We start from the raw sequence: 24,052 nt of genomic DNA, 5'->3' as shown, positions 1-24,052 counted from the left end.
GTAGAGTGGATCTATACGACAGTCAGGAGCACATCGTGAGCGAACAATCATCCCCCGGCAAATGGCAGTTGCAGTCGATCGTGACCGGCCTGCGCGGCGCCCGTGAGCAATGGCGCACGCAAAATGGCCGCAGCAGCGGCGAGAAGGGAGGCCGCGAGCTGCCGTCGCGTGAAGCAATGCAGCGCATTCTCGAGCAACTGTGCGGGGCCTTGTTCCCGATGCGCCTGGGCCCGGTCGACCTACGTGAAGAGAGCGAGGATTTCTACGTCGGTCACACCCTCGACACCGCCCTCACTGCACTGCTCGCGCAAGCACGGCTGGAGCTGCGCTACGCCGCACGGCAGAGCCAGACTGACCAGGCCAACGCCGACAGCGAGGCCTTGCGCCTGATCCAGGGCTTCGCTGCGGCCCTGCCAGAGATGCGCGTGCTGCTCGACACCGACGTGCTCGCCGCCTACCACGGCGACCCGGCCGCGCGCAGCGTGGATGAAGTGCTGCTGTGCTACCCAGGAATCCTGGCGATCATCCACCACCGCCTGGCTCACCATCTGTACCTGGCCGGCCTGCCATTGCTGGCGCGGATCAGCTCGGAGCTGGCGCATTCGGCCACCGGTATCGATATCCACCCCGGCGCACGGATTGGCCCGAGCTTCTTCATCGACCACGGTACTGGCGTGGTGATCGGCGAAACCGCGATCATCGGCGAGCGCGTGCGCATCTATCAGGCCGTGACTCTGGGCGCCAAACGCTTCACCGCCGACGAAACCGGCAGCCTGCACAAGGGCCAGCCGCGCCACCCGATCGTCGAAGACGATGTGGTGATCTATGCCGGCGCAACCATCCTCGGCCGGATCACCATCGGCAAGGGCTCGACCATCGGCGGCAACGTCTGGCTGACCCGCAGCGTGCCGGCCGACAGCAACATCACCCAGGCCAATCTGCAGCTCGACTGCCAGGCAAAAAAATAGCAAAAGCGCCGAGCAAAAGCCGTTGTCAGCTCCTCTATATACCTGCCCCGCTCAGCGGGGCAGGTCGCATCGAAGGCCGATCCATGTTTAACTTGAACGCTTGTTCAACATAAAAACGCTGGTCGCTGCCGGTGTTCAACAGGAGGATATGCCTTTGCTGAACCCGTTAAATCCTATGCCTGATTCCCACAGCGGGGTGCAGGTTGCATGAGTACTCCCACCCCTGAACTTGCTGACAGCAAGATGCGCATGAACGCCCCGGTGTTCTACTTCGCCGCCAGTTTTATCCTGCTCTTCGGGCTGGTGGTGATCGTCAACCCCGAGGCCTCCGGTGCCTGGTTGCTGGCCGCGCAAAACTGGGCTGCCAACACGGTGGGCTGGTACTACATGCTGGCCATGACCCTGTACCTGGTGTTCGTGGTGGTCACCGCCTTGTCGGGCTACGGCAAGATCAAACTCGGTGCCGATCATGACGAACCCGAGTTCAGTTACCTGTCCTGGGCCGGCATGCTGTTCGCCGCCGGTATCAGCATCACGCTGTTCTTCTTCTGCGTTTCCGAGCCGCTGACGCACATGCTGCAACCGCCCCAGGGCGAGGGCGGCACCGCCGAGGCCGGGCGCGAGGCGATGAAGCTGCTGTTTCTGCACTGGGGCCTGCATGGCTGGGGCGTGTTTGCCTTTGTCGGCATGGCGCTGGCCTACTTTGCTTACCGGCACAACCTGCCGCTGGCGCTGCGTTCGGCGCTGTACCCGCTGATCGGCAAGCGTATCAACGGCCCGATCGGTTACGCGGTGGATGGCTTCGGCATCATTGCCACTGTGTTCGGCCTGGGCGCCGACATGGGCTTTGGTGTGCTGCACCTCAACTCCGGTCTGGATTACCTGTTCGGCATCCCGCACAGCCAGTGGGTGCAGGTCGCGCTGATCACGCTGATGATGGGCGCCGCAGTCGCGGTTGCCGTGGCCGGGGTCGAGAAGGGCGTGCGGGTGATGTCCGACATCAACCTGTTCCTAGCCTGTGCGCTGCTGCTGTTCGTGCTGTTTGCCGGGCCGACCCAGCACTTGTTCAATACCCTGATCCAGAACCTCGGTGACTACCTTGGCGCCTTGCCAGGCAAGAGCTTCGACGTCTATGCCTACGGCGAGAACCGCGACTGGCTGGGTGGCTGGACAGTGTTCTACTGGGCCTGGTGGATTGCCTGGGCGCCGTTCGTGGGCCTGTTCATCGCGCGGATTTCCCGTGGCCGGACCATTCGTGAATTCGTCTTCGGCGTGCTGTTGATCCCGCTTGGTTTCACCCTCGCGTGGATGTCGATCTTCGCCAACAGCGCGATGGACCAGGTGCTCAACCACGGCCTGGTCGCGCTCGGCCAGTCGGCGCTGGAAAACCCGTCGATGAGCCTGTACCTGCTGCTCGAAACCTATCCGTGGAGCAAGGCGGTAATCGCTGTGACGGTGTTCATCAGCTTCGTCTTCTTCGTCACCTCGGCCGACTCCGGCACCGTGGTGCTGTCGACCTTGTCGGCGAAGGGCGGCAGCCCTGACGAAGACGGCCCGAACTGGCTGCGGATCTTCTGGGGAGCGATGACTGCGTTGATCACCAGTGCCTTGCTGTTCGCTGGCAGCATCGATTCGCTGAAGTCTGCGGTGGTGCTGACCTCATTGCCGTTCTCGCTGATCCTGCTGTGCATGATGTGGGGCCTGCACAAGGCGTTCTACCTAGAGTCGCAGCGGCGGATTGCCCAGTTGCACTCGCTGGCACCGGTCGCCCAGAGCCGCCGTGGTCGCGGCGGCTGGCGTCAGCGCTTGAGCCAGGCTGTGCACTTCCCATCGCGCGATGAGGTGTACCGCTTCATGGATGACGTGGTGCGCCCGGCGATCAATGACGTGCGCGAGGTGTTCGAGCAGAAAGGCCTGGTGCTGATCACCCAGGACGACCCGAGCCACGACAACGTCAGCCTGAAAGTCGGCCATGGTGAAGAGCAGCCGTTCATCTACCAGGTGCAGATGCGCGGTTATTTCACGCCGTCATTCGCCTTGGGTGGGTTGGGCGCGCAAGAGCTGAAAAACCGTCGCTATTACCGCGCCGAGGTGCATCTGTCAGAAGGCAGCCAGGATTACGATCTGGTCGGCTACAGCAAGGAGCAGATCATCAACGACATCCTCGACCAGTACGAACGGCACATGCAGTTCCTGCACATGGTCAGGTAGTTGCGTGAGGGGCTGCCGGGCAGCCCCTTGCCTGCGCTAGAACGGCGCGTCGCCAAGGATGGTGGCGCGGTGCATGACCCGCCGCTGCGGGCGGTAGTCATCGACGGCGTAATGCTGGGTGACGCGGTTGTCCCAAAAGGCCACGTCGTTTTCCTGCCAGCGCCAGCGGATGCTGTACTCCGGCCGCGTCGCATGGGCAAACAGCAGCTTGAGCAGGGCCTCGCTTTCCTGCTCGTTGAGCTCGTTGATGCGCGTGGTAAACCCTTCATTGACGAACAACGCCTTGCGCCCGCTGACCGGATGCGTACGCACCACCGGGTGCGTCAGCGGCGGGTTGTTGCGCCGGGTCGCTTCCCAGCGGGCGAGGTCGTCGGCGGTGGTGCCGAAGCGCTCCAGCGGGAATGACTTGGTGAAGTCATGGGTGGCGGTGAGGCCGTCGAGCATCGTTCGCAGGGGCGCCGACAAGCCTTCGAATGCCGCTACGCCACTGGCCCACAAGGTATCGCCGCCGTAGGCCGGCAGCTGCTTGGCACTCAGTACCGCGCCCAGCGCCGGGGTCGGCAGAAAGGTCACGTCGGTGTGCCACACGGCATTGTCGCGCACGTCGGTGACGGCGGTATCGAGGATCAGCACTTGTGGCGTTTGCGGCACATTGGGGTAGATCGGGTGGATATGCAGATCACCAAAACGTGCGGCGAAGCGGGCTTGCTGCTGCGGGTTGAGCGGCTGCTCGCGGAAGAACAGCACTTGATGCTTGAGCAGCGCCTGCTCGATGGCGTCGCGTTGTTCGGCTGTGATTTCACGGCTGATGTCGACGCCAGTGATCTGCGCGCCGAGGGCCGGGCTTAACGGAGTAATGGTCAGGCTCATGGCAGTCTCTTTGTCGGGCGCCGGAGTGCCGGCGTGATCAGTCGTGCTTAGTGGGTCTGGCCGTGCCAAGGCACCAGCTTGCGTTGCAGGGCGCGCAGGCCCATTTCCAGGGCGAAGGCGATCAGGGCAATCAGCAGGATCCCCAGCACCACCACGTCAGTGACCAGAAACTGCGCCGCTGACTGGACCATGAAGCCGAGGCCGCTGGTGGCGGCGATCAATTCCGCTGCAACCAGGGTCGACCAGCCGACGCCCAGGCCGATACGCACGCCGGTGAGGATGTCGGGCAGGGCGCTGGGCAATATCACATGGCGAATCAGCTGGGCCTTGGTGGCGCCCAGCGACTGCGCGGCGCGCAGTTTGGCCGGGTCGACGGTGCGCACGCCGGTGGCGGTGGCGATGGCAATCGGGGCGAAGATCGCCAGGTAGATCAGCAGCACCTTGGACAGCTCACCGATGCCGCACCAGATCACGATCAGCGGCAGGTAGGCCAGCGGCGGAATTGGCCGGTAGAACTCGATCAGTGGGTCGAAAATGCCCCGGGCAATGCGGTTGGAGCCGATGGCAATGCCGATCGGGATCGCCGTGAGGATGGCTGCGCCGAGCGCCAGGCCACTCCGCCCAAGGCTTGCGCCCAGGTGCTGCCACAGGCTGGCGTCCATGTAGCCCTGGGTCAGCAGCACCCAGGCTTTGCCGAGGATGTCTGCCGGTGGTGGCAGAAACAGCGGTTCGACCAGCTCGGCGGCGGTCACCGCCCACCACAGCAGTAACAGGCTGGCCAGGGTCAGGGCGCTGATCCAGCGGGTCGACAGTGGTTTGCGCGGCAGCGGTTTGAGGTTGGCCGGTTTGGCGGCCAGCGGCAGTTCGACAGTGCTCATGCTGAGTGCTCCCGGCGGGCGTCTTCGCGTTGCGAGAAGACTCTCGCCAGCACGTGTTCGCGGGTTTCGATAAAGCGCGGGTCGGACTTGATCGCCCGCGCCGATTCGCCGGCGGCGTAGCGTTGGCCGAAGTCCAGTTGCAGCCGTTCGACGACACGCCCTGGGTTGGGCGCAAGCAGCACCAGTTCGCTGGCGAGAAACACCGCTTCTTCGATGTCATGGGTAATCAGGAATACTGGTTTGGCTGTGCGTTGCCACACCTGCAGCAACAACTCCTGCATCTGCTCGCGGGTAAACGCATCGAGGGCGCCGAACGGCTCGTCCATCAACAGCACACGCGGGTTGGCGGCCAGGGCGCGGGCCAGGCCGACGCGCTGCTTCTGGCCGCCCGAAAGCTGCCAGATGCGCCGCTCGGCGAAACCTGCGAGGTCGACCAGTGCGAGCATTTCGCGCGCCTTGGCTTCGCGCTCGACGCGGCTTACGCCGGCCAGCTCCAGGCCGAAGGCGACGTTGCCGAGCACGTTTTGCCAGGGCAGCAGGGCGTCGTCCTGAAACACCACGCCGCGCTCGGCACTCGGGCCTTGCACCGGCACGCCGTCGAGGCTGATACGGCCAGCACTGGGAGGCACGAAGCCGGCGATCAGGTTGAGCAGCGAGGTCTTGCCGCTGCCCGATGGCCCAAGGGCCACCAGCAGCTGGCGCGGGCCCAGGCTCAGGTTGATATCGGCCAGCACCGGGGTGTCGGCACCGGGGTACTGTGCGCTGATGCGCTCCAGCTCGAGCAAGGCCATGACGGGCTCCGGATCAGTTGGGCAGGTATTTGGCGGTGACGTATGGGGCGTAGTCAGGCAGCACGGCGTCGACCTTGCCTTGCTCCTTGAGGAAGGCTGCGGTGTTGCTCAGGGCCTGGGTGGTCGGCGCGCCGAGGGCGCTGGCCTGGTCGGCGGCCAGCGGGTAGACGTTGCCTTGCAGCAGCACCGGGATATCGCTGCTCTTGGCGCCCGAGAGCTTGGCCAGTTTGGCGACGTTGTCCGGGTTGGCCAGCCAGGCTGCCGGGTCCTTGCGGTAGTCGGCGTAGGCATCCAGGGTGACCTTGGCGAAGGCCTTGACCACGTCCGGGTGTTTGGCGGCAAAGTCTTTGCGCACGATCCAGGCGTCGAAGGTCGGCGCGCCTTTTTGTGCCAGCTCACCGGAGGTGATCAGCACCTTGCCGTTCTCCTTGGCGACGCCCAGCGCTGGGTCCCAGACATAGGTCGCGTCGATATCGCCACGCTTCCAGGCGGCGATGATGGCCGGCGGGGCGAGGTTGAGGATCTGCACCTTGGACGCATCGATGTTCCACGCTTTGAGCGCAGCGAGCAGGCTGTAGTGGCCGGTCGAAACGAACGGTACGGCGACCTTTTTGCCGATCAGGTCCTGCGGGGTCTTGATGCTGTCGCGGGCAACCAGCGCTTCACCGGCGCCGATCTGGGTGGCGATCAAAAAGGTTTCGACCGGCAGCTTGCGGGTCGCGGCTGCGGCCAGCGGGCTGGAGCCGAGGTAGCCGATCTGTACATCGCCCGAGGCCACGGCCGTGATCACGTCGGCGCCGTTATCGAATTTGCGCCAGTCGATATCGGCCTTGCTGGCTTTTTCGTAGGCGCCATCGACTTGGGCAACCTTGGCTGGGTCGACGGTGGTCTGGTAGGCCACGGTAAGGTCAGCGGCCTGGGCTAACCAGCTGCTGCTGGCGAGGGTCAGGGCGGCGAACAGGCGCAGCGGAGCGTGCGGGATCATGGGTTTGCCTCTCGTCAGCAATCTGGGTAGTTGATGGCGAGAGACTAAATGATCTAAGAATCTTCAAATAAATAACTTTTTGGTATTAGCTTAGGTGCCTTTTGGGGGCGCTGCGCGCCCCTTTCGCGACACAAGGCCGCTCCTACAGGGACCGCGTTGCCTGCACGTTGCGCGGTCGGCGTAGGAGCGGGCTGGCGTAATGACCGTTCACTGCTACGCTCCTCCGGCCTAGAGCAAAAGGAAATAAGGTTATGAGCAAACGTTTGCAAATAACCTAAAGCTCTTAAGGGGCCCTGCCGATACCGCAAATGGTAGTAAAGGTTCCTATGATATGCCGCAATAGTCTTAGCAATTCATAAAACAGTCATTTTGGATTTATAGGATTGTCATTATCCTGTAGCCCAGGGTGGTGGCTTAGACCTTAGTCGTGAAACGTTCGGAAATGATTGACTGGACGGTCACGCTCTGCGACTAAATCGCCAGTCCATGGTGAGTGAGGCAATAGACCTCGCCGCCACTGATATACAAAAATTAGAACGTAGAGGAGCAAAACATGTACAAGTCAAGCCTGGCTCTGGCCGTGGCACTGGGGGTTCTCGCCCAACAAGCAGGTGCTGCTGGCTTCGTCGAGGACAGCAAGCTGTCCGTAAGCTCGCGTACCATGTACTTCAACAACGATAACCGTGAAGCCGGCGGCAACAAGCCACGTCCTGACAACCGCGAGTCGGGTCAGGGCTTCAAGCTTGACTTCATTTCCGGCTTCACCGAAGGCACCGTTGGTTTTGGTGTAGATGCTCAGGCGCTGTGGGGCATCCACCTTGACGGCGGCAAGGGCTACCACCCTGATGGCAGCAGCTTCTTCCCAAGCGACTCCGACGGTTCGTCCGAGAAGCAATGGGCACGCTTTGGCGCCAACGCCAAGGCTCGTTTCTCCAAGACCGAAGCTCACTTCGGTAGCGCGCTGTCGCCAGCCTTGCCGATCCTGGTTGCCAACGATGGCCGTCTGCTGCCGCAGACCTTCGAAGGTGCCACCATTTCCTCCAAGGAAATCGACAACCTGACCATCAACGCCGGTCAGATGACTCACGCCATGGGCCGTGCGTCCAGCAACCGGACTGGTCTGTCGGTCAACGGTGCTACCGCTGACAGCAACAAGTTCCGCTACGGTGGTCTGGACTACAAGCTCACCCCAGACCTGACCCTGCAGTACTACTACTCGAACCTGGAAGACTTCTACAAGCAGCACTTCCTGGGCGCGACTCACGTCTTCAAGATCGCTGACGACCAGTCGTTCAAAACCGACCTGCGCTACTTCGACAGCAGCAGCGACGGCAAAAACGGCAACGGCGGTGGTTACAACTTCAACAACAACGGTGGCTACGCCAAGAACCTGGGCGAGGTCGACAACAAGACCTGGTCTGCCATGTTCACCTACACCCTGGGTGGTCATGCCTTCTTGCTCGGTCATCAACGCGTCAGCGATGACGGCGGTTTCGTCTGGTTGAACCAAGGTTCGGTACGTGATGGCAATGGCCGTCCGGAAGGCGCAGGCGGCGCGAGCTTCTACCTGTTCACCGACAGCATGATCAACCAGTTCGCCAAGGCCGGTGAAAACACCACCTTCGGTCAGTACTCCTATGACTTCGCGCGCGTTGGCGTGCCGGGTCTGAAAGCGGCTGTTTCGTACCTGCGCGGTGAAGATGGCCGCAACGCCAACGGCAACGGCACCTTCTCTGAATGGGAACGCGACGCCCGGATCGACTACGTGATCCAGCAAGGCACCCTGAAAGGCCTGGGCGCTACCCTGCGCCATGGTATGTACCGCGGCACTGGCACCAGCTCGCTGGCTGACCAGGACCAGACCCGCTTCATCGTCAACTACACTTACGCTTTCAAGTAAGTCGTAGCTGCACGCCAAAAAGCCTCGCCTAGTGCGAGGCTTTTTTATGCCTGCAATTCGTAATGCATTATGGTTATAAATAAATCGATATTTATTCTTTTTAATCTCTTTCGATTGCAGGCACATTGGACCCATAACGCAGACACAGGAGCCGCACCATGAGCCTCAAACTCGGCGACATCGCCCCCGATTTCGAACAGGATTCCAGCGAAGGCAAGATTCGTTTCCACGAGTGGTTGGGCAATAGCTGGGGCGTGCTGTTCTCGCACCCTGCCGACTTCACCCCGGTGTGCACCACCGAGCTGGGCCTGACCGCCAAGCTCAAGGACGACTTCGCCAAGCGCGGGGTCAAGGCCATCGCGCTGTCGGTCGACCCGGTCGATTCGCACCACAAGTGGATCGATGACATCAATGAAACCCAGAACACCGTGGTCAACTTCCCGATCATTGCCGATGCTGATCGCAAGGTCTCCGACCTGTACGACCTGATCCACCCCAACGCCAACGACACCCTCACCGTGCGCTCGCTGTTCGTCATCGACCCGAACAAGAAGGTGCGTCTGACCATTACCTATCCGGCCAGCACCGGGCGCAACTTCAACGAAATCCTGCGGGTGATCGACTCGCTGCAGCTGACCGACAACTACAAGGTCGCCACGCCAGGCAACTGGCAGGACGGCGACGAAGTAGTGATCGTGCCCTCGCTCAAGGATGAAGCCGAGATCAAGGAACGCTTCCCCAAAGGCTATCGCGCCGTGAAGCCCTACCTGCGCCTGACACCGCAGCCCAACCGCTGAATACAGAATCCTCGTTGCACATGCTCTTAGCCAAGCAGGGATATTCGGGCCGCTCACGCGGCCCTTTTTTATTCGCCCCCTCCCGGCCCCTGTAGGAGCGGCCTTGTGTCGCGAAAGGGCTGCGTAGCGGCCCCAGCCATCTGTGCTGCTGCATAAATCTTGGGGCCGCTACGCGACCCTTTCGCGACACAAGGCCGCTCCTACAGAGGATTGTGCGAGGCTTGGCTTTATATGCATTAAAAGAATAAACAAATGAAAAAATATGATTTATAGATATATATAGACTGCTGTTAAGGTCACTTACATCAAGCGGGAGCACTACTGAACAGGCCCCGCCACGAATCGAAGGAAGCGTTGCTCATGTTGGTTGTCTCGGTAGGTGGTAGCCCAAGTACCCGTTCCCGCTCCGGCGTGTTGCTGGAGCGTTCACGCCAGTGGCTGCAAGAGCGTGGGGTCGAGGTCGTGACCTTTCAGGTCCGCGAGTTTGCCGCCGAAGACCTCCTCCATGCGCGCTTCGACAGCCCGCAGGTGCAGCACTTTCAGCAGTTGGTAGCGCAGGCCGATGGCCTTATCGTCGCCACCCCGGTGTACAAGGCGTCGTTTGCCGGCGCCCTGAAAACCCTGCTCGATCTGCTGCCCGAGCGCGCTCTGGAACACAAGGTGGTGCTGCCAATCGCAACCGGCGGCAGCATCGCCCACATGCTGGCGGTGGACTACGCCCTCAAGCCCGTGCTGTCGGCACTCAAGGCGCAAGAGACCCTGCAAGGGATCTTCGCCGACGACAGCCAGATCGCCTATGGCGAAGGCAGCGCCCCGGCGCAGCTCGCGGCCAGCCTCGAAGCGCGCCTGCTGGACTCGCTCGACACGTTTCACAGCGCCTTGGTTCGCCGGCCACAACCGGTCGCCCCAGGCGTGCTCAATGAACGCTTGATCAGTGCTCGCTGGAGCATCTGAAGCCACACGTTTTTCCACCTTACTCGCCCGTCAACGAGGCAAGCAGGTGCAACCCGAACCCTATACGTCTTGGAGAGCGCCATGCGCACAGTCTTCTTGCGTCGCGGTCTGGTCGCCCTGTTTGCGGCGGCTGTATCCTTCGGCGCCATTACTCAAGCCCAGGCCGAGAGCCTGCGCATCGGTTATCAGAAATACGGCACGCTGGTGCTGCTCAAGGCCAAGGGCACGTTGGAAAAGCGCCTGGCCGAGCAAGGCATTCAGGTGCAGTGGACCGAATTCCCCGGCGGCCCGCAGCTGCTTGAAGGGCTCAACGTCGGCTCGATCGACTTCGGCGTCACTGGCGAAACGCCGCCGGTGTTTGCCCAGGCCGCCGGCGCCGACCTGCTCTACGTCGCCTACGAGCCGCCAGCGCCGCACAGCGAAGCGATCCTGGTGCCGAAGGGCTCCACGGTGCAGTCGGTAAAAGACCTCAAGGGCAAGAAAGTCGCCCTCAACAAAGGCTCCAACGTGCACTACCTGCTGGTGCGTGCGCTGGAAGATGCCGGCCTCAAGTACAGCGATATCCAACCGGTTTACCTGCCGCCCTCAGATGCCCGCGCCGCGTTCGAGCGTGGCAGCGTCGACGCCTGGGTGATCTGGGACCCGTACCAGGCCGCCGCCGAAAAGCAGCTGCAGGCGCGTACCCTGCGTGACGGCCAGGGCCTGGTCGACAACCACCAGTTCTACCTGGCGACTCGCGACTATGCGACCCAGCACCCCGCGGTGATCAACACCTTGATCGAAGAAGTCCGCGCGGTTGGCCAGTGGTCCCAGGCCAATCCGCAGGAGGTCACCGATCAGGTCGCACCGCTGCTGGGCCTGCCGGCCGACATCACCCTGACCTCGGTCAAACGTCAGGGCTACGGCGCAGCGCCGCTGACCCCCGAAGTGGTCGCGGCACAACAGAAAATTGCCGACACCTTCCAGGCGCTCAAGCTGATCCCCAAGCCGCTGAGCATCAAGGACGTGATCTGGACACCCCCGGCCAAGGTCGCAACTGCGCCTTGATTGATCTGCCTGCGCCGGGGCGCCGCTCCGGCTTGAGCCACCTTTGAGGAGACAACTCCAGTGAGCCTTAATATTTTCTGGTTCCTTCCAACCCACGGTGACGGCAAGTACCTGGGTACTTCCGATGGCGCCCGTGCGGTCGACCACGGTTACCTGCAACAGATTGCCCAGGCGGCGGACCGCCTTGGTTTCGGCGGCGTGCTGATCCCGACCGGACGCTCCTGCGAAGACTCCTGGCTGGTGGCCGCGTCGCTGATCCCGGTCACGCAGAACCTGAAGTTTCTGGTCGCGCTGCGTCCCGGCATCATTTCGCCGACCGTGGCGGCGCGTCAGGCAGCCACGCTGGATCGGCTGTCCAATGGCCGGGCGCTGTTCAACCTGGTCACTGGTGGTGATCCGGATGAGCTGGCCGGCGATGGCTTGCACCTCAACCACCAGGAGCGTTACGAAGCCTCGGTCGAGTTCACCCGTATCTGGCGCAAAGTGCTCGAAGGCGAAAACGTCGACTACGAAGGCAAACACATTCAGGTCAAGGGCGCCAAGCTGCTCTACCCACCGATCCAGCAACCACGTCCGCCGCTGTACTTCGGCGGCTCTTCGGAGGCCGCGCAGGACCTGGCTGCCGAGCAGGTCGAGCTGTACCTGACCTGGGGCGAACCGCCTGCAGCAGTGGCCGAGAAGATCGCCCAGGTGCGCGAGAAGGCCGCCGCGCAAGGCCGCGAAGTACGCTTTGGCATCCGCCTGCATGTGATCGTGCGGGAAACCAACGAAGAAGCCTGGGCCGCCGCCGACAAGCTGATCTCGCACCTGGACGACGCCACCATTGCCCGTGCCCAGGCCTCGTTGGCGCGCTTCGACTCGGTTGGCCAGCAACGCATGGCCGCTCTGCACGGCGGCAGCCGCGACAACCTTGAAGTCAGCCCAAACCTGTGGGCCGGGGTTGGCCTGGTGCGCGGCGGTGCTGGCACCGCGCTGGTCGGCGATGGCCCGACCGTGGCAGCGCGGGTCAAGGAATACGCAGCGCTGGGCATCGACACCTTCATCTTCTCTGGCTACCCGCACCTGGAAGAGTCATACCGCGTGGCCGAGCTGCTGTTCCCGCACCTGGATGTACAGCGCCCGGAGCAACCGAAAGCGGGTGGCTACGTCAGCCCGTTTGGCGAGATGGTCGCCAACGACATCCTGCCCAAGTCCGTGTCGCAGAGCTGAGGACCGGACCATGAGTCGTGCAACCTCATCCACCCTGGCTCAGCGCCTGGCCCCCTGGGCACTGCCGGTACTGCTGCTGGCGATCTGGCAACTGGCGGTCAGCGCTGGCTGGCTGTCGACGCGCATCCTGCCCGCCCCCAGCGCAGTGGTCAGCGCTGGTGTCGAGCTGGTACGCAGCGGCGAGATCTGGACTCACCTGGCCATCAGCGGCTGGCGTGCGGGGCTGGGTTTTGCCATCGGCGGCAGCATCGGCCTGGTGCTGGGTTTTATCACCGGCCTGTCGAACTGGGGTGAACGCCTGCTCGACAGCTCGGTGCAGATGATTCGTAACGTGCCGCACCTGGCGCTGATCCCACTGGTGATCCTGTGGTTCGGTATCGATGAGTCGGCGAAGATCTTTCTGGTCGCGCTGGGCACGCTGTTCCCGATCTACCTGAACACCTACCACGGTATCCGCAACGTTGACCCGGCCCTGGTGGAAATGGCCCGCAGCTACGGCCTGTCCGGCTTCAGCCTGTTCCGCCAGGTGATCCTGCCGGGTGCGCTGCCATCGATTCTGGTCGGTGTGCGCTTTGCTCTGGGCTTCATGTGGCTGACCTTGATCGTCGCCGAAACCATCTCGGCCAACGCCGGTATCGGTTACCTGGCGATGAACGCTCGGGAGTTTCTGCAGACCGACGTGGTGGTGCTGGCAATCGTGCTCTACGCCGTGCTCGGCAAGCTTGCTGACCTCGCCGCCCGCGGCCTGGAACGCGCCTGGCTGCGCTGGCACCCGGCCTATCAAGTGGCCAAGAAGGAGGGCGCATGACCGTGCTCAAGGAACAACCGCCGCGCTTGCTGCGTGGCATCCCGCTGGCCACCCAGGGTGTGCGCAAGAGCTTTGGCCAGCGCGAAGTGCTGCGCGGCATTGATCTGCACATCCCGGCCGGGCAGTTCGTCGCCATCGTTGGCCGCAGTGGCTGCGGCAAGAGCACCTTGCTGCGCTTGCTGGCGGGCCTCGACCAGCCCACCGGCGGCCAGTTGCTGGCCGGCGCTGCGCCGCTGGCCGAGGCCCGCGAAGAAACCCGCTTGATGTTCCAGGACGCGCGCCTGCTGCCGTGGAAAAAGGTCATCGACAACGTCGGCCTCGGCCTCAAGGGCGACTGGCGGCAAAAGGCGCTGGACGCACTGGAAGCCGTCGGCCTGGCCGACCGCGCCAATGAGTGGCCAGCGGCGTTATCTGGCGGGCAGAAGCAGCGTGTGGCCCTGGCCCGCGCACTGATTCACCAGCCACGCCTGCTGCTGCTCGACGAGCCACTTGGCGCGCTGGATGCGCTGACCCGGATCGAGATGCAGCAACTGATCGAACGCCTGTGGCGCCAGCATGGCTTCACCGTGTTGCTGGTCACCCATGACGTCAGCGAGGCGGTTGCCGTGGCCGACCGGGTGATCCTGATCGAAGACGGTGCGGTCGGCCTCGACCTCAACGTCGAGCTGGCGCGGCCCCGGGTGCGCGGCTCGCACCGTCTGGCCGCACTGGAAAGCGAAGTTCTCAACCGAGTTTTGTCTGTACCGGGCGCTGCGCCCGAGCCGGACCCTGTAGCACCTTTGCCCACGCAGTTGCGTTGGGCTCACTGAACCCCTGAAACCAGCACAAAGGAATCACACCATGACTATCAAAGCGATCAACGTCCGCAACCAGTTCAAAGGCACTGTGAAAGAAATCCTCGAAGGCCCGGTATTGTCGGAAATCGACGTGCAGACCGCCTCCGGTGTGGTCACCTCGGTGATCACCACGCGTTCGGTAAAAGAGTTGGAATTGCAGGTGGGCAGTGAAGTGATTGCCTTCGTCAAATCGACCGAAGTCTCTATCGCCAAGCTGTGATGGCGTTTGGTGTGTCGGGGCCGTTTTGCGGCCCTTCGCGGGCAAGCCCGCTCCCACAGGGATCGTTGTGGGAGCGGGCTTGCCCGCGAAGGATCGCAAAGCGCCCAAAACTATCATCGTTTAGGCAGGAACAGCGGCAAATACAACCCCAGATACGCCTCACACACCCGCTTGCCTTCCTCGGCCATGCGCGGGGTGATCTGCTCGTGCAACTGCACCGAACGGGCATAGACCCGGTCGCTCAGTTCCATCGCCAGGGCAAACACATCGACGTCGTGGGGCATTGCCGGTAGCTGGAAATGCTGATCGAACAGCTTGTGCATCAGCTCGCCCAACTCCAGATCATGCTTGCGATCCGCCTGGGTCACTTCGCTCAAGCCATGCTGGGCCAGAATCAACTGCCGCGCTGCGGCATCCTCCTGATAGATCTCCAACATACGTTGCTCGATCAGCCGCGACAGGTCATGCCAGGTGGTCAGCGCGCTGCTGTCGATCGGCGCGCGCAGTGCCTCACGAAAGGCCCGGTGCACATCTGCCGTCAGCGCTTCGAGCAGGGCCGGCACGCTGGCAAAGAAGTGGTACACCGACGACGGCGGGATCTGCGCGTGTTCAGCCACGCTGTAGATCGACAGCCCGGCCACACCGTGCGCCGCAAGCAACTCGCGGGCTGCCGCCAGGATCGTGACGATCCTGGCCTGGCTGCTGGCGCGCGGCTTGCGTGGTGTAGGCGTGCGGGTCATCAGTTGCTGATGGCCAGGATGCTGGCCTGGTAGGCACCGACGAACAGGTCGAAGTCACCCACCTCGTCCTGCTCCAGGCGCGCCTGCTCGGCCAGCGAGTCACGTGCCAGCGTCTCGAAAGCTTGCTGGCGCTCGGGGCTCAACGGCTGCTCACGGAAGGTTTCGGCATGCAGACGGCTCTGACGCATGGAGAATTCGACAAAGCTCTCATCGTGCTCGGTCATGCGCGCCAGCACCTGCGCCGACGGTGTCAGTTCGGGATCATCGACCTTGGCCTGCTGCGCTTCAACCGCTTTGGCGTGGGCGTCGCCGCCGTTGGCTTGATCGAGCAACGCGGCCAGCGGCGCGATACGCTGGATCAGCTCGCCGGCCCACTCCTTGAGCGTCACCGGTTGGCCATTGCGCTGCAGCTCCAGGCCCGGCTTGCGGCCTTGCTTGACCACGCTGAGGAAGTTGCTGGTGCACTGGCCGCATTCGCCGTTGCTCAGCTGCGGGCTGTCGTCCAGCGCGCACAGCAGCAGGAATGCATCGAGGAAGCGCGACTGCTGCAGGTCGATACCGACCGGCAGGAACGGGTTGATGTCCAGGCAGCGCACTTCGACGTACTGCACGCCGCGCGAGGCCAGCGCCTGGATCGGCCGCTCGCCGGTGTAGGTCACGCGCTTGGGGCGGATGTTCGAGTAGTACTCGTTTTCGATCTGCAGGATATTGGTGTTGAGCTGAACCCACTCGCCATCCTTGTGCGTACCGATCTCGACGTATGGCGGGTACGGCGTGCCGACCGCCTTGCGCAGGCTGTCGGTGTAGCTGGCGAGGTCGTTGTAGCACGGCGTCAGGCCGGCCTGGGCGTTGCTCTGGTAACCCAGGTCGCTCATGCGCAGGCTGGTCGCGTAGGGCAGGTAAAGGGTGTCGGGGTCGAGCTGTTCGAGCTGGTGCGCACGGCCACGCATGAAGCCTGCATCCAGCGCCGGAGAAGCGCCGAACAGGTACATCAGCAGCCAGCTGTAGCGGCGGAAGTTACGAATCAGGGCGATGTACGCCGCCGACTGGAAGTCACGGTCGCTATCGGCGCCGCCTTCCTTTTCGCGCAGCAGAGGCCACAGGGCCTCGGGCAGCGAGAAGTTGTAGTGAATACCGGCAATGCACTGCATGGTACGGCCGTAACGCAGGGCCAGGCCCTTGCGGTAGACATACTTGAGCTGGCCGATATTGGAGGTGCCGTAATAGCCGATCGGAATATCCTCTTCGGCCGGCAATGCACAGGGCATCGACGGGCTCCACAGGTATTCGTTACCCAGCTTGGACTGGACGAAGCGATGCACCTCTTCGAGGTTATCCAGCACCGCTGCCGGGTCGGCCAGGGCCGGAGTAATGAACTCCAGCAGCGATTCTGAATAATCGGTGGTGATCTGCTCGTTGGTCAGCGCCGATCCCAGGGCCTCGGGATGCGGGGTCTGGGCCAGGCGACCTTGATCGGTCACGCGCAGGCATTCGCGCTCAATACCGTGCAGGCACTGCTTGAGCAAGGGGAGATTGGCACTGAGCAGGCTCAGGCGGCTGTTGAGGAGTTCGCTCAAGATGTATTCCTTCACGCGTCAGTCGCCCCAATATGGGGGTAGAAATAACGGTCTACAAGGGTAGGGACAAAGGAACTGGCGTTGTCGCCTGGTTACGCGGTTTCGGCAGTGCCATCACACTGCCGAAAATACCGCAGATAGCGCTTTGTGAGCTAGAGAACCGCGAAGGTTCCCTGAGCTTTCGCAACCAGCTTGTCGTCTTGGACTACGTCGGCGTCGACCACCAGTGTGCGCCGGCCCGCGTGCAGCACGCGCGCGGTGCATAGCACCTCGCCGTCGCTGACGGCGCGCATGTAGTTGATCTTGCATTCGATGGTCACGCTTTGCTGGTCAAAGCCATGGCTGGCCGAGCAGGCCAGGCCCATGGCGATGTCGACCAGGCTGAAGATCGCCCCGCCGTGCAGCTTCTGGCCGCGATTACGCAGCTGTGGCGTCAGTGTCAGGGCCACCGTCGCAACACCCTCTTCAAGGCGCTGCAGGCGGCAGCCAAGCAACTGGCTGAAGGCGCTTTCGACGTATTCGCTGGGCAGGTTGGTCATTTCTTCTTCAACTGCTTGGCGTTGGCGAACAACGAGGCCATGGCGTTGTTGGCTGGCGCGGCCGTGGCAGTTTCACGCGGGCGCGCTGGCTGCTGCGGGCGGTTGCCGCCATTGGCCCGGCCACCACCGCGGTTGCCTTCGACCTTCTCGCCCGGGGTGTCGCCCATGCGCATCGACAGGGCGATACGTTTGCGCGGGATATCCACCTCCATCACCTTGACCTTGATCACATCGCCGGCCTTGACCGCTTCACGCGGGTCCTTGATGAACTTCTCCGACAGCGACGAGATGTGCACCAGGCCATCCTGATGCACGCCGATATCAACGAAGGCACCGAAGTTGGTGACGTTGGTGACCACACCCTCGAGGATCATCCCAGGCTCAAGGTCCTTGAGCTCTTCGACGCCGTCCTGGAACGAGGCGGTCTTGAACTCCGGGCGCGGGTCACGGCCGGGCTTGTCCAGCTCTTGCAGGATGTCGGTGACGGTCGGCAGGCCGAAGGTCTCGTCGGTGAAGTTTTTCGGGTCGAGGCGCTTGAGGAAGGCGCTGTCGCCGATCAGCGAGCGGATGTCGCGGTCGGTGCCGGCGGCAATCCGCTGCACCAGCGGGTAGGCTTCCGGGTGCACGGCGGAGCCGTCCAGCGGGTTGTCGCCGTTCATCACACGGAGGAAGCCGGCGGCCTGTTCGAAGGTTTTTTCGCCGAGGCGGCTGACCTTTTTCAGTGCAGCGCGGGTGGCGAAGGGGCCATTGGCGTCGCGGTGGGCAACGATATTCTGCGCCAGGGTCGCGTTCAGCCCAGAGATGCGCGTCAGCAGCGCCACCGAGGCGGTGTTGACGTCGACGCCAACGGCGTTCACGCAGTCTTCCACTACCGCGTCCAGGCCGCGGGCCAGCTTCAACTGGGAGACATCATGCTGGTACTGGCCGACGCCGATCGATTTCGGGTCGATCTTGACCAGCTCGGCGAGCGGGTCCTGCAGGCGTCGGGCAATCGACACCGCGCCACGGATCGATACGTCCAGGTCCGGGAACTCGCGTGCTGCCAACTCCGAGGCGGAGTACACCGAAGCGCCGGCTTCGGAGACCATCACCTTGGTCATCTTCAATGCTGGGTATTTTTTGATCAGTTCAGCGGCAAGCTTGTCGGTTTCGCGGCTGGCGGTGCCGTTGCCGATCGCGATCAGCTCCACCGAATGCTTGGCGCACAGTGCGGCCAGCACGGCGATGGTGCGGTCCCAGTCGTTGCGCGGCACGTGCGGGTAGACCGTGGCGGTGTCGAGCAGTTTGCCGGTGGCATCCACCACGGCAACCTTGCAGCCGGTACGCAGGCCCGGGTCGAGGCCCAGGGTAGCGCGTGGGCCTGCCGGGGCGGCGAGCAGCAGGTCGTGCAGGTTATGCGCGAAGACGTTGATCGCTTCGCTCTCGGCGGCTTCACGCAGCTCGCCGAACAGGTCGGTTTCAAGGTGGGTGTAGAGCTTGACCTTCCAGGTCCAGCGCACCACTTCGCCGAGCCATTTGTCGGCCGGGCGGGCGCGGTTTTCCACGCCGAAGTGCTGGCCGATCATCAGCTCGCACGGGTGCAGGGTGCCCGGCAGCTCTTCGCCGACTTTCAGCGCGGCGCTGAGTACGCCTTCGTTGCGGCCACGGAAGATTGCCAGCGCACGGTGCGACGGCGCGCTGCGCAGCAGCTCGTCATGGGCGAAGTAATCGCGGAACTTGGCGCCTTCCTCTTCCTTGCCTGGTACCAGGCGGGCACTGAGTACGGCTTCCTGCTTGAGGAAGTTGCGCAGTTTTTCCAGCAGGCCGGCGTCTTCGGCGAAGCGCTCCATGAGGATGTACTTGGCGCCTTCCAGCGCGGCCTTGACGTCAGCTACGCCCTTGTCGGCATCGACGAAGCGCGCGGCTTCGCTTTCCGGGGTCAGTTGCGGGTCGTTGAACAGGCCATCGGCCAGCTCGCCGAGGCCGGCTTCGAGGGCGATCTGGCCCTTGGTGCGGCGCTTTTGCTTGTATGGCAGGTACAGGTCTTCGAGGCGGGTCTTGGTGTCGGCCAGCTTGATCTCGCGGGCCAGCTCCGGGGTCAGCTTGCCTTGCTCGTCGATGCTGGCAAGGATGCTCGCGCGACGGTCATCCAGCTCGCGCAGGTAGCGCAGGCGCTCATCCAGGTGGCGCAGCTGGGTGTCGTCGAGGCTGCCGGTGACTTCCTTGCGGTAACGGGCGATGAAGGGCACCGTCGAGCCTTCGTCCAACAGGGCCACGGCCGCCTCGACCTGTTGCGGGCGAACGCCGAGTTCTGCGGCAATACGGCTGTTGATGCTGTCCATGAAAACCACCTGACAATATGTGAATACTGGAGGCCGCAGGTGGGCATTCGTGCCCGGCGGCGCTGGGTGAAAGGCGCGCATTATACCCATCGCGCCGGGCTTGCGGTGATAGCGCCGCGCCATCGGCGGCCGCGTGGAAGTGGCGCCCGGGGAAAAATCTGCTAACAATGCACACGGCACGCGCTGCAATGGCTACGCCATAATGCGCAGCGATCTCAGAGGAGTTATTGATGACCAGCACGCCTAACACAGTTGAAGGTGACAAGATTCTCATCGTCGACGACGATCCGGGGCTCAGCAGCCTGCTGGAGCGTTTTTTCACCAGCAAGGGCTACCGCACCCGGGCAGTACCCAATGTCGAACAGATGGACCGGCTGCTGGCCCGTGAGGTGTTCAACCTGGTTGTGCTCGACCTGATGCTGCCTGGCGAAGATGGCTTGTCTGCCTGCCGCCGCCTGCGCGCAGCGAACAACCAGATCCCGATCATCATGCTTACCGCCAAGGGCGACGAGTTGAGCCGAATCAAGGGCCTGGAACTGGGCGCCGACGATTACCTGGCCAAGCCGTTCAACCCCGACGAGCTGATGGCGCGGGTCAAGGCCGTGCTGCGCCGCCAGTCGGCGCCGGTGCCTGGTGCGCCTGGCAGCGAAGACGAGACCGTGACCTTCGGTGACTACGAGCTGTCGCTGGCCACCCGCGAGCTCAAGCGTGGCAATGAAGTGCACATGCTCACCACCGGCGAATTCGCCGTGCTCAAGGCGCTGGTGATGCACGCCCGCGAGCCGCTCACCCGCGACAAGCTGATGAACCTCGCCCGTGGCCGCGAGTGGGATGCGCTAGAGCGCTCCATCGATGTGCAGATCTCGCGCTTGCGCCGCATGATTGAACCGGACCCGTCCAAGCCGCGCTATATCCAGACGGTCTGGGGCGTGGGCTACGTGTTCGTGCCGGACGGAAACTCCGGCAAATGAGTCTGCAGGCTTGCCACTACGCTGCAGGGCGACCCGAACGGGCCGCCCTGTTTGCGTCTGTGGCCAGCCGGCAATCTGGCGGGCTCTGCTCGCGCCTGTTCTGCAGTAGATGTCCTCGATGAAAACCCCTGTTTGGTTCCCGCAAAGCTTCTTCGCCCGCACCCTGTGGCTGGTGCTTATCGTCGTGCTGTTCTCCAAGGCGCTGACCCTGGTCTACCTGCTGATGAACGAAGACGTGCTGGTCGACCGTCAGTACAGCCATGGCGTGGCCCTGACCTTGCGCGCCTATTGGGCAGCCGATGAAGAAAACCGCGAGAAGATCGCCGAAGCGGCCGGCCTGATCCGGGTAACCGGGGCCGGCGTGCCGGAAGGCGAACAGCACTGGCCGTACAGCGAAATTTATCAGCGGCAGATGCAGGCCGAGCTGGGCGAGGACACCGAAGTGCGCCTGCGCGTGCATGCGCCGCCGGCGCTGTGGGTCAATGCGCCGAGCCTGGGCCCGGGCTGGCTGAAGGTGCCGCTGTACCCGCACCCGTTGCGCGGGCAAAAAATCTGGAACGTACTCGGCTGGTTCCTGGCCATTGGTTTGCTGTCGACAGCGTCGGCGTGGATCTTCGTCCGTCAGCTCAACCAGCCGCTCAAGCGCCTGGTGTTTGCCGCCCGTCAGCTTGGCCAGGGGCGCAGTGTGCGCTTGCCGGTCAGCGACACGCCAAGCGAGATGGCCGAGGTGTACCGCTCGTTCAACCAGATGGCTGAAGACGTCGAACAGGCCGGGCGCGAGCGTGAGCTGATGCTGGCGGGGGTTTCGCATGACCTGCGCACGCCGCTGACGCGCTTGCGCCTGTCGCTGTCACTGATGGACAACGACAACGACCTGACCGACGACATGGTCCGCGACATCGAAGACATGGACGCGATTCTCGATCAGTTTCTGGCGTTTATCCGTGATGGCCGTGACGAGCCGTTGGAAGAAATCGACTTCTCCGACCTGGTGCGTGAGGTGGTTGCGCCGTACAACCAGCCGGAAGAACGCGTGCGCTTGTGCCTGGAGCCTATTCCGCCGTTCCCGCTGCGCCGTGTTTCGCTCAAGCGTATGCTCGGCAACCTGATCGGCAATGCCTTGCACCATGCGGGCCAGGGCGTTGAAGTAGCAGCTTATGTATCGGGCGACGACAGCGCGCCGTATGTGGTGTTGAGCGTGCTCGACCGCGGCGCGGGGATCGACGAGTCGGAGCTGGAAACCATCTTCAACCCGTTCATCCGGGGCGACCGTGCGCGCGGTGGCAAGGGTACGGGGCTGGGCCTGGCCATCGTCAAACGGATTGCGGCGCAGCATGGCGGCAATGTCGAGTTGCGTAACCGCTCTGGCGGCGGCATTGAAGCGCGGGTGCGTTTGCCGTTGGGCTTGCTGCTACCGCGCAACGCAGTGTGATTGTCGGGGCCGCTCAGCGGCCCCGACAATGTCAGCCCTTACCCTTGGTGCGGGTCTGATTCGGCCCGCCGTTCTTCTCCAGGTGCTCGATGATCATCCCGGCAACGTCCTTGCTGGTGGTGACCTCGATGCCTTCCAGGCCTGGCGATGAGTTGACCTCCATCACCAGTGGGCCGTGGTTGGAGCGCAGGATGTCGACGCCAGCCACGCTCAAACCCATGACCTTCGCCGCGCGAATGGCGGTGATGCGCTCTTCAGGGGTGATCTTGATCAGGCTGGCAACACCGCCACGATGCAGGTTGGAACGGAATTCACCCGGCTTGGCCTGACGCTTCATCGAGGCAATTACCTTGTCGCCAACCACGAAGCAGCGGATATCGGCGCCGCCGGCTTCCTTGATGTATTCCTGGACCATGATGTTCTGCTTCAGGCCCATGAACGCCTCGATCACCGATTCGGCGGCCTGGGTGGTCTCGCACAGCACCACGCCAATGCCCTGGGTGCCTTCCAGTACTTTGATTACCAGGGGCGCGCCGTTGACCATCTGGATCAGGTCGGGGATATCGTCCGGCGAGTGGGCAAAGCCGGTAATCGGCAAGCCGATACCGCGCCGCGACAGCAGTTGCAACGAGCGCAGCTTGTCCCGCGAGCGGGCGATTGCCACCGATTCGTTGAGCGGATTCACGCCCATCATCTCGAACTGGCGCAGCACTGCGCAGCCATAGAAGGTAACGGACGCGCCGATCCGCGGGATCACGGCATCAAAGCCCTCCAGCGGCCGCCCACGGTAGTGGATCTGCGGCTTGTGGCTGGCGATGTTCATGTAGGCACGCAGGGTATCGATCACAACCATCTCGTGGCCACGCTGGGTACCGGCTTCAACCAGGCGGCGGGTGGAATACAGACGCGGGTTCCGCGACAGCACAGCGATCTTCATGCAGCACCTGTGACAGGGAGAGGGTTGACCGGAAAGGCCGGTTTTTCCTGAACGTATTTCGAGCTTGGGTCCACCACCAGTTGGCCGTGGATCAATGCCTTGGAACCGAGCAGCAAGCGGTAGCGCATGGCCTTGCGACAGGCCAGGGTGAATTCGACCTCCCAGACCCGGTCTCCCAGCGCCAGCGGCGTGCGGATCACATAGCGGACCTGGGCATGGCCGTTGGAGCTCTTGATGCTTTTCATGGTCACCAGCGGGGCTTCACAGCGGCGATGGCGCAGCTGCACCACGGAGCCGAGGTGTGCAGTAAATCGGACCCACTGCTCACCGTCGCGTTCAAACGGCTCGACATCGGTGGCGTGCAGGCTCGAGGTGCTGGCGCCGGTGTCGATCTTGGCGCGCAGGCCGGCCAGCCCGAGCTCGGGCAGCGCCACCCACTCGCGCAGGCCGATCACACTCAGATGGTCAAATGTCTTCACTAATCACACCCTGGGGATAAGGTGGTGAACTTTAAGCACCGCGCAGAATTTTTGCATCCGTCAGTGACGGTAGTACAGTTCGGTTAAAGACAGAATTCGAGGTAAAGAGATGGCACAAAAGTCGGAAGAAGACGACAAGGTACGCCTGGACAAATGGCTGTGGGCCGCGCGGTTCTACAAGACCCGCGCCCTGGCCAAGGCGGCCATCGAAAGCGGCAAGGTGCACTGCCGCGGCGAGCGCTGCAAGCCCGGCAAGGAGCCACGGGTGGGCGACGAGTTCGTCCTGCGTACCGGCTTTGACGAGCGCACCATCGTCGTCAAGGCGCTGTCGGTGGTACGCCGTGGCGCGCCTGAGGCGCAGCTGCTGTATGGCGAAACCGAAGAGAGCATCCGCCGCCGCGAGCAGGCCGCGCAGCAGCGCAAGGATGGCGCCCTGGGGATGACGACCGATGGTCGGCCCAACAAGAAACAGCGCCGGCAGATCCACCAGCTGCACGGCAGCTTCGACTGATCTGTGCTGTTGTAAGAGGATGAGACAGGGAGCGCCTCATGCGTGGGCCGTACCAGGCCTGTTAATATGTG

General features: G+C 63.0%; 23 protein-coding genes. 13 read left to right on the top strand and 10 right to left on the bottom strand.

Annotated elements, in window-relative coordinates; genetic code table 11:
* Positions 1-35: 35 nt before the first annotated feature.
* Both epsC and betT read left to right on the top strand, forming a co-directional pair.
* Positions 36-968 carry a serine O-acetyltransferase EpsC gene (gene epsC / locus K3F44_RS18560; RefSeq protein WP_101322569.1) on the top strand — a complete coding sequence of 311 codons (933 nt, stop codon included), beginning with the start codon at positions 36-38 and terminating at the stop codon, positions 966-968.
* A gap of 207 nt (positions 969-1,175) precedes the next feature.
* Positions 1,176-3,179: a choline transporter BetT gene (gene betT / locus K3F44_RS18555; RefSeq protein WP_150570521.1), complete on the top strand. Its 2,004-nt coding sequence runs from the start codon at positions 1,176-1,178 to the stop codon at positions 3,177-3,179.
* 36 nt (positions 3,180-3,215) lie between these two features.
* On the opposite strand, the gene tauD is transcribed toward betT, so the two are convergent.
* Genes tauD through tauA form a run of 4 tightly spaced genes read right to left on the bottom strand, consistent with a single transcriptional unit; the run spans position 3,216 to position 6,703 of the window.
* Positions 3,216-4,049 carry a taurine dioxygenase gene (tauD, locus tag K3F44_RS18550; protein WP_220632761.1) on the bottom strand — a complete coding sequence of 278 codons (834 nt, stop codon included), beginning with the start codon at positions 4,047-4,049 and terminating at the stop codon, positions 3,216-3,218.
* A gap of 47 nt (positions 4,050-4,096) precedes the next feature.
* Positions 4,097-4,927 (bottom strand): taurine ABC transporter permease TauC, encoded by an 831-nt coding sequence (tauC, locus tag K3F44_RS18545; protein ID WP_220632760.1) that lies wholly within the window; start codon positions 4,925-4,927, stop codon positions 4,097-4,099.
* Positions 4,924-5,718, bottom strand: a complete 795-nt coding sequence (tauB, locus tag K3F44_RS18540) for a taurine ABC transporter ATP-binding subunit (RefSeq protein ID WP_220632759.1) — start codon at positions 5,716-5,718, stop codon at positions 4,924-4,926. Before tauB ends, tauC begins: the two co-directional genes overlap by 4 nt.
* Before the next feature lie 13 nt (positions 5,719-5,731).
* The gene (tauA, locus tag K3F44_RS18535) at positions 5,732-6,703 is read right to left on the bottom strand and encodes a taurine ABC transporter substrate-binding protein (RefSeq protein WP_150573321.1); all 972 of its coding nucleotides are present in this window, start codon (positions 6,701-6,703) and stop codon (positions 5,732-5,734) included.
* A gap of 553 nt (positions 6,704-7,256) precedes the next feature.
* Here tauA and K3F44_RS18530 point away from each other — a divergent pair.
* From K3F44_RS18530 to K3F44_RS18495, 8 genes are all read left to right on the top strand, one after another.
* Complete coding sequence (locus K3F44_RS18530; RefSeq protein WP_220632758.1) at positions 7,257-8,603, top strand: OprD family porin; 1,347 nt, start codon at positions 7,257-7,259, stop codon at positions 8,601-8,603.
* 158 nt (positions 8,604-8,761) lie between these two features.
* A complete protein-coding gene (locus K3F44_RS18525; RefSeq protein WP_101322562.1) occupies positions 8,762-9,400 on the top strand; it encodes a peroxiredoxin in 639 nt (212 codons plus the stop codon).
* A gap of 360 nt (positions 9,401-9,760) precedes the next feature.
* On the top strand, positions 9,761-10,354 hold the full coding sequence (gene ssuE / locus K3F44_RS18520) for an NADPH-dependent FMN reductase (protein ID WP_101322561.1): 594 nt from the start codon (positions 9,761-9,763) through the stop codon (positions 10,352-10,354).
* Between the two features lie 81 nt (positions 10,355-10,435).
* Positions 10,436-11,401: a sulfonate ABC transporter substrate-binding protein gene (locus K3F44_RS18515; RefSeq protein ID WP_101322560.1), complete on the top strand. Its 966-nt coding sequence runs from the start codon at positions 10,436-10,438 to the stop codon at positions 11,399-11,401.
* Between the two features lie 60 nt (positions 11,402-11,461).
* Complete coding sequence (gene ssuD / locus K3F44_RS18510; protein ID WP_101322559.1) at positions 11,462-12,610, top strand: FMNH2-dependent alkanesulfonate monooxygenase; 1,149 nt, start codon at positions 11,462-11,464, stop codon at positions 12,608-12,610.
* 10 nt (positions 12,611-12,620) lie between these two features.
* Entirely contained in the window at positions 12,621-13,418 is a 798-nt protein-coding gene (ssuC, locus tag K3F44_RS18505; protein WP_101322558.1) for an aliphatic sulfonate ABC transporter permease SsuC, read from the top strand.
* Complete coding sequence (gene ssuB, locus K3F44_RS18500; protein WP_181108090.1) at positions 13,415-14,227, top strand: aliphatic sulfonates ABC transporter ATP-binding protein; 813 nt, start codon at positions 13,415-13,417, stop codon at positions 14,225-14,227. Before ssuC ends, ssuB begins: the two co-directional genes overlap by 4 nt.
* Before the next feature lie 31 nt (positions 14,228-14,258).
* Positions 14,259-14,474 carry a molybdopterin-binding protein gene (locus K3F44_RS18495; RefSeq protein ID WP_101322556.1) on the top strand — a complete coding sequence of 72 codons (216 nt, stop codon included), beginning with the start codon at positions 14,259-14,261 and terminating at the stop codon, positions 14,472-14,474.
* Positions 14,475-14,587: 113 nt separating this feature from the next.
* Here the strand turns inward: K3F44_RS18495 and K3F44_RS18490 are convergent, their stop codons facing one another.
* From K3F44_RS18490 to K3F44_RS18475, 4 genes are all read right to left on the bottom strand, one after another.
* Positions 14,588-15,214 (bottom strand): TetR/AcrR family transcriptional regulator, encoded by a 627-nt coding sequence (locus K3F44_RS18490; protein ID WP_101322555.1) that lies wholly within the window; start codon positions 15,212-15,214, stop codon positions 14,588-14,590.
* On the bottom strand, positions 15,214-16,791 hold the full coding sequence (gene gshA / locus K3F44_RS18485) for a glutamate--cysteine ligase (RefSeq protein ID WP_409077653.1): 1,578 nt from the start codon (positions 16,789-16,791) through the stop codon (positions 15,214-15,216). The genes K3F44_RS18490 and gshA overlap by 1 nt, the downstream gene beginning before the upstream one ends.
* Positions 16,792-16,943: 152 nt before the next feature.
* Positions 16,944-17,330 (bottom strand): PaaI family thioesterase, encoded by a 387-nt coding sequence (locus tag K3F44_RS18480; RefSeq protein ID WP_101322553.1) that lies wholly within the window; start codon positions 17,328-17,330, stop codon positions 16,944-16,946.
* Positions 17,327-19,651, bottom strand: a complete 2,325-nt coding sequence (locus tag K3F44_RS18475; protein WP_220632756.1) for a Tex family protein — start codon at positions 19,649-19,651, stop codon at positions 17,327-17,329. Before K3F44_RS18475 ends, K3F44_RS18480 begins: the two co-directional genes overlap by 4 nt.
* A 230-nt stretch (positions 19,652-19,881) precedes the next feature.
* On the opposite strand from K3F44_RS18475, the gene ompR reads away from it, so the two are divergent.
* Both ompR and K3F44_RS18465 read left to right on the top strand, forming a co-directional pair.
* On the top strand, positions 19,882-20,622 hold the full coding sequence (gene ompR / locus K3F44_RS18470; RefSeq protein WP_101322551.1) for a two-component system response regulator OmpR: 741 nt from the start codon (positions 19,882-19,884) through the stop codon (positions 20,620-20,622).
* 118 nt (positions 20,623-20,740) lie between these two features.
* Positions 20,741-22,054 carry an ATP-binding protein gene (locus tag K3F44_RS18465; protein WP_178080802.1) on the top strand — a complete coding sequence of 438 codons (1,314 nt, stop codon included), beginning with the start codon at positions 20,741-20,743 and terminating at the stop codon, positions 22,052-22,054.
* 31 nt (positions 22,055-22,085) lie between these two features.
* Here K3F44_RS18465 and rimK read toward each other — a convergent pair whose 3' ends face one another.
* Together rimK and K3F44_RS18455 are read right to left on the bottom strand one after the other, a co-directional pair.
* The gene (rimK, locus tag K3F44_RS18460; protein WP_101322549.1) at positions 22,086-22,991 is read right to left on the bottom strand and encodes a 30S ribosomal protein S6--L-glutamate ligase; all 906 of its coding nucleotides are present in this window, start codon (positions 22,989-22,991) and stop codon (positions 22,086-22,088) included.
* Positions 22,988-23,437 (bottom strand): ATP-dependent zinc protease, encoded by a 450-nt coding sequence (locus tag K3F44_RS18455; RefSeq protein WP_224785582.1) that lies wholly within the window; start codon positions 23,435-23,437, stop codon positions 22,988-22,990. Before K3F44_RS18455 ends, rimK begins: the two co-directional genes overlap by 4 nt.
* A gap of 142 nt (positions 23,438-23,579) precedes the next feature.
* Between K3F44_RS18455 and K3F44_RS18450 the strand changes: the two genes are divergently transcribed.
* Positions 23,580-23,981, top strand: coding sequence for an RNA-binding S4 domain-containing protein (locus K3F44_RS18450; RefSeq protein WP_101322547.1), 402 nt, complete (start codon positions 23,580-23,582; stop codon positions 23,979-23,981).
* The last annotated feature ends 71 nt before the right edge of the window (positions 23,982-24,052 follow it).

Origin of the sequence: Pseudomonas sp. S07E 245, from assembly GCF_019599025.1 — a bacterium.
Taxonomy (GTDB): domain Bacteria; phylum Pseudomonadota; class Gammaproteobacteria; order Pseudomonadales; family Pseudomonadaceae; genus Aquipseudomonas; species Aquipseudomonas shirazensis.
The sequence above is the reverse complement of the archived record's forward strand: the minus strand, read 5'-3'. Positions and strand labels throughout refer to the sequence as shown.

Coding starts and splice junctions, on each gene's coding strand:
- betT (WP_150570521.1), top strand. CDS start 1,176: ATGAGTACTCCCACCCCTGAACTTGCTGACAGCAAGATGCGCATGAAC.
- tauD (WP_220632761.1), bottom strand. CDS start 4,049: ATGAGCCTGACCATTACTCCGTTAAGCCCGGCCCTCGGCGCGCAGATC.
- tauC (WP_220632760.1), bottom strand. CDS start 4,927: ATGAGCACTGTCGAACTGCCGCTGGCCGCCAAACCGGCCAACCTCAAA.
- tauB (WP_220632759.1), bottom strand. CDS start 5,718: ATGGCCTTGCTCGAGCTGGAGCGCATCAGCGCACAGTACCCCGGTGCC.
- tauA (WP_150573321.1), bottom strand. CDS start 6,703: ATGATCCCGCACGCTCCGCTGCGCCTGTTCGCCGCCCTGACCCTCGCC.
- K3F44_RS18530 (WP_220632758.1), top strand. CDS start 7,257: ATGTACAAGTCAAGCCTGGCTCTGGCCGTGGCACTGGGGGTTCTCGCC.
- K3F44_RS18525 (WP_101322562.1), top strand. CDS start 8,762: ATGAGCCTCAAACTCGGCGACATCGCCCCCGATTTCGAACAGGATTCC.
- ssuE (WP_101322561.1), top strand. CDS start 9,761: ATGTTGGTTGTCTCGGTAGGTGGTAGCCCAAGTACCCGTTCCCGCTCC.
- K3F44_RS18515 (WP_101322560.1), top strand. CDS start 10,436: ATGCGCACAGTCTTCTTGCGTCGCGGTCTGGTCGCCCTGTTTGCGGCG.
- ssuC (WP_101322558.1), top strand. CDS start 12,621: ATGAGTCGTGCAACCTCATCCACCCTGGCTCAGCGCCTGGCCCCCTGG.
- ssuB (WP_181108090.1), top strand. CDS start 13,415: ATGACCGTGCTCAAGGAACAACCGCCGCGCTTGCTGCGTGGCATCCCG.
- K3F44_RS18495 (WP_101322556.1), top strand. CDS start 14,259: ATGACTATCAAAGCGATCAACGTCCGCAACCAGTTCAAAGGCACTGTG.
- K3F44_RS18490 (WP_101322555.1), bottom strand. CDS start 15,214: ATGACCCGCACGCCTACACCACGCAAGCCGCGCGCCAGCAGCCAGGCC.
- K3F44_RS18480 (WP_101322553.1), bottom strand. CDS start 17,330: ATGACCAACCTGCCCAGCGAATACGTCGAAAGCGCCTTCAGCCAGTTG.
- K3F44_RS18475 (WP_220632756.1), bottom strand. CDS start 19,651: ATGGACAGCATCAACAGCCGTATTGCCGCAGAACTCGGCGTTCGCCCG.
- ompR (WP_101322551.1), top strand. CDS start 19,882: ATGACCAGCACGCCTAACACAGTTGAAGGTGACAAGATTCTCATCGTC.
- K3F44_RS18465 (WP_178080802.1), top strand. CDS start 20,741: ATGAAAACCCCTGTTTGGTTCCCGCAAAGCTTCTTCGCCCGCACCCTG.
- rimK (WP_101322549.1), bottom strand. CDS start 22,991: ATGAAGATCGCTGTGCTGTCGCGGAACCCGCGTCTGTATTCCACCCGC.
- K3F44_RS18450 (WP_101322547.1), top strand. CDS start 23,580: ATGGCACAAAAGTCGGAAGAAGACGACAAGGTACGCCTGGACAAATGG.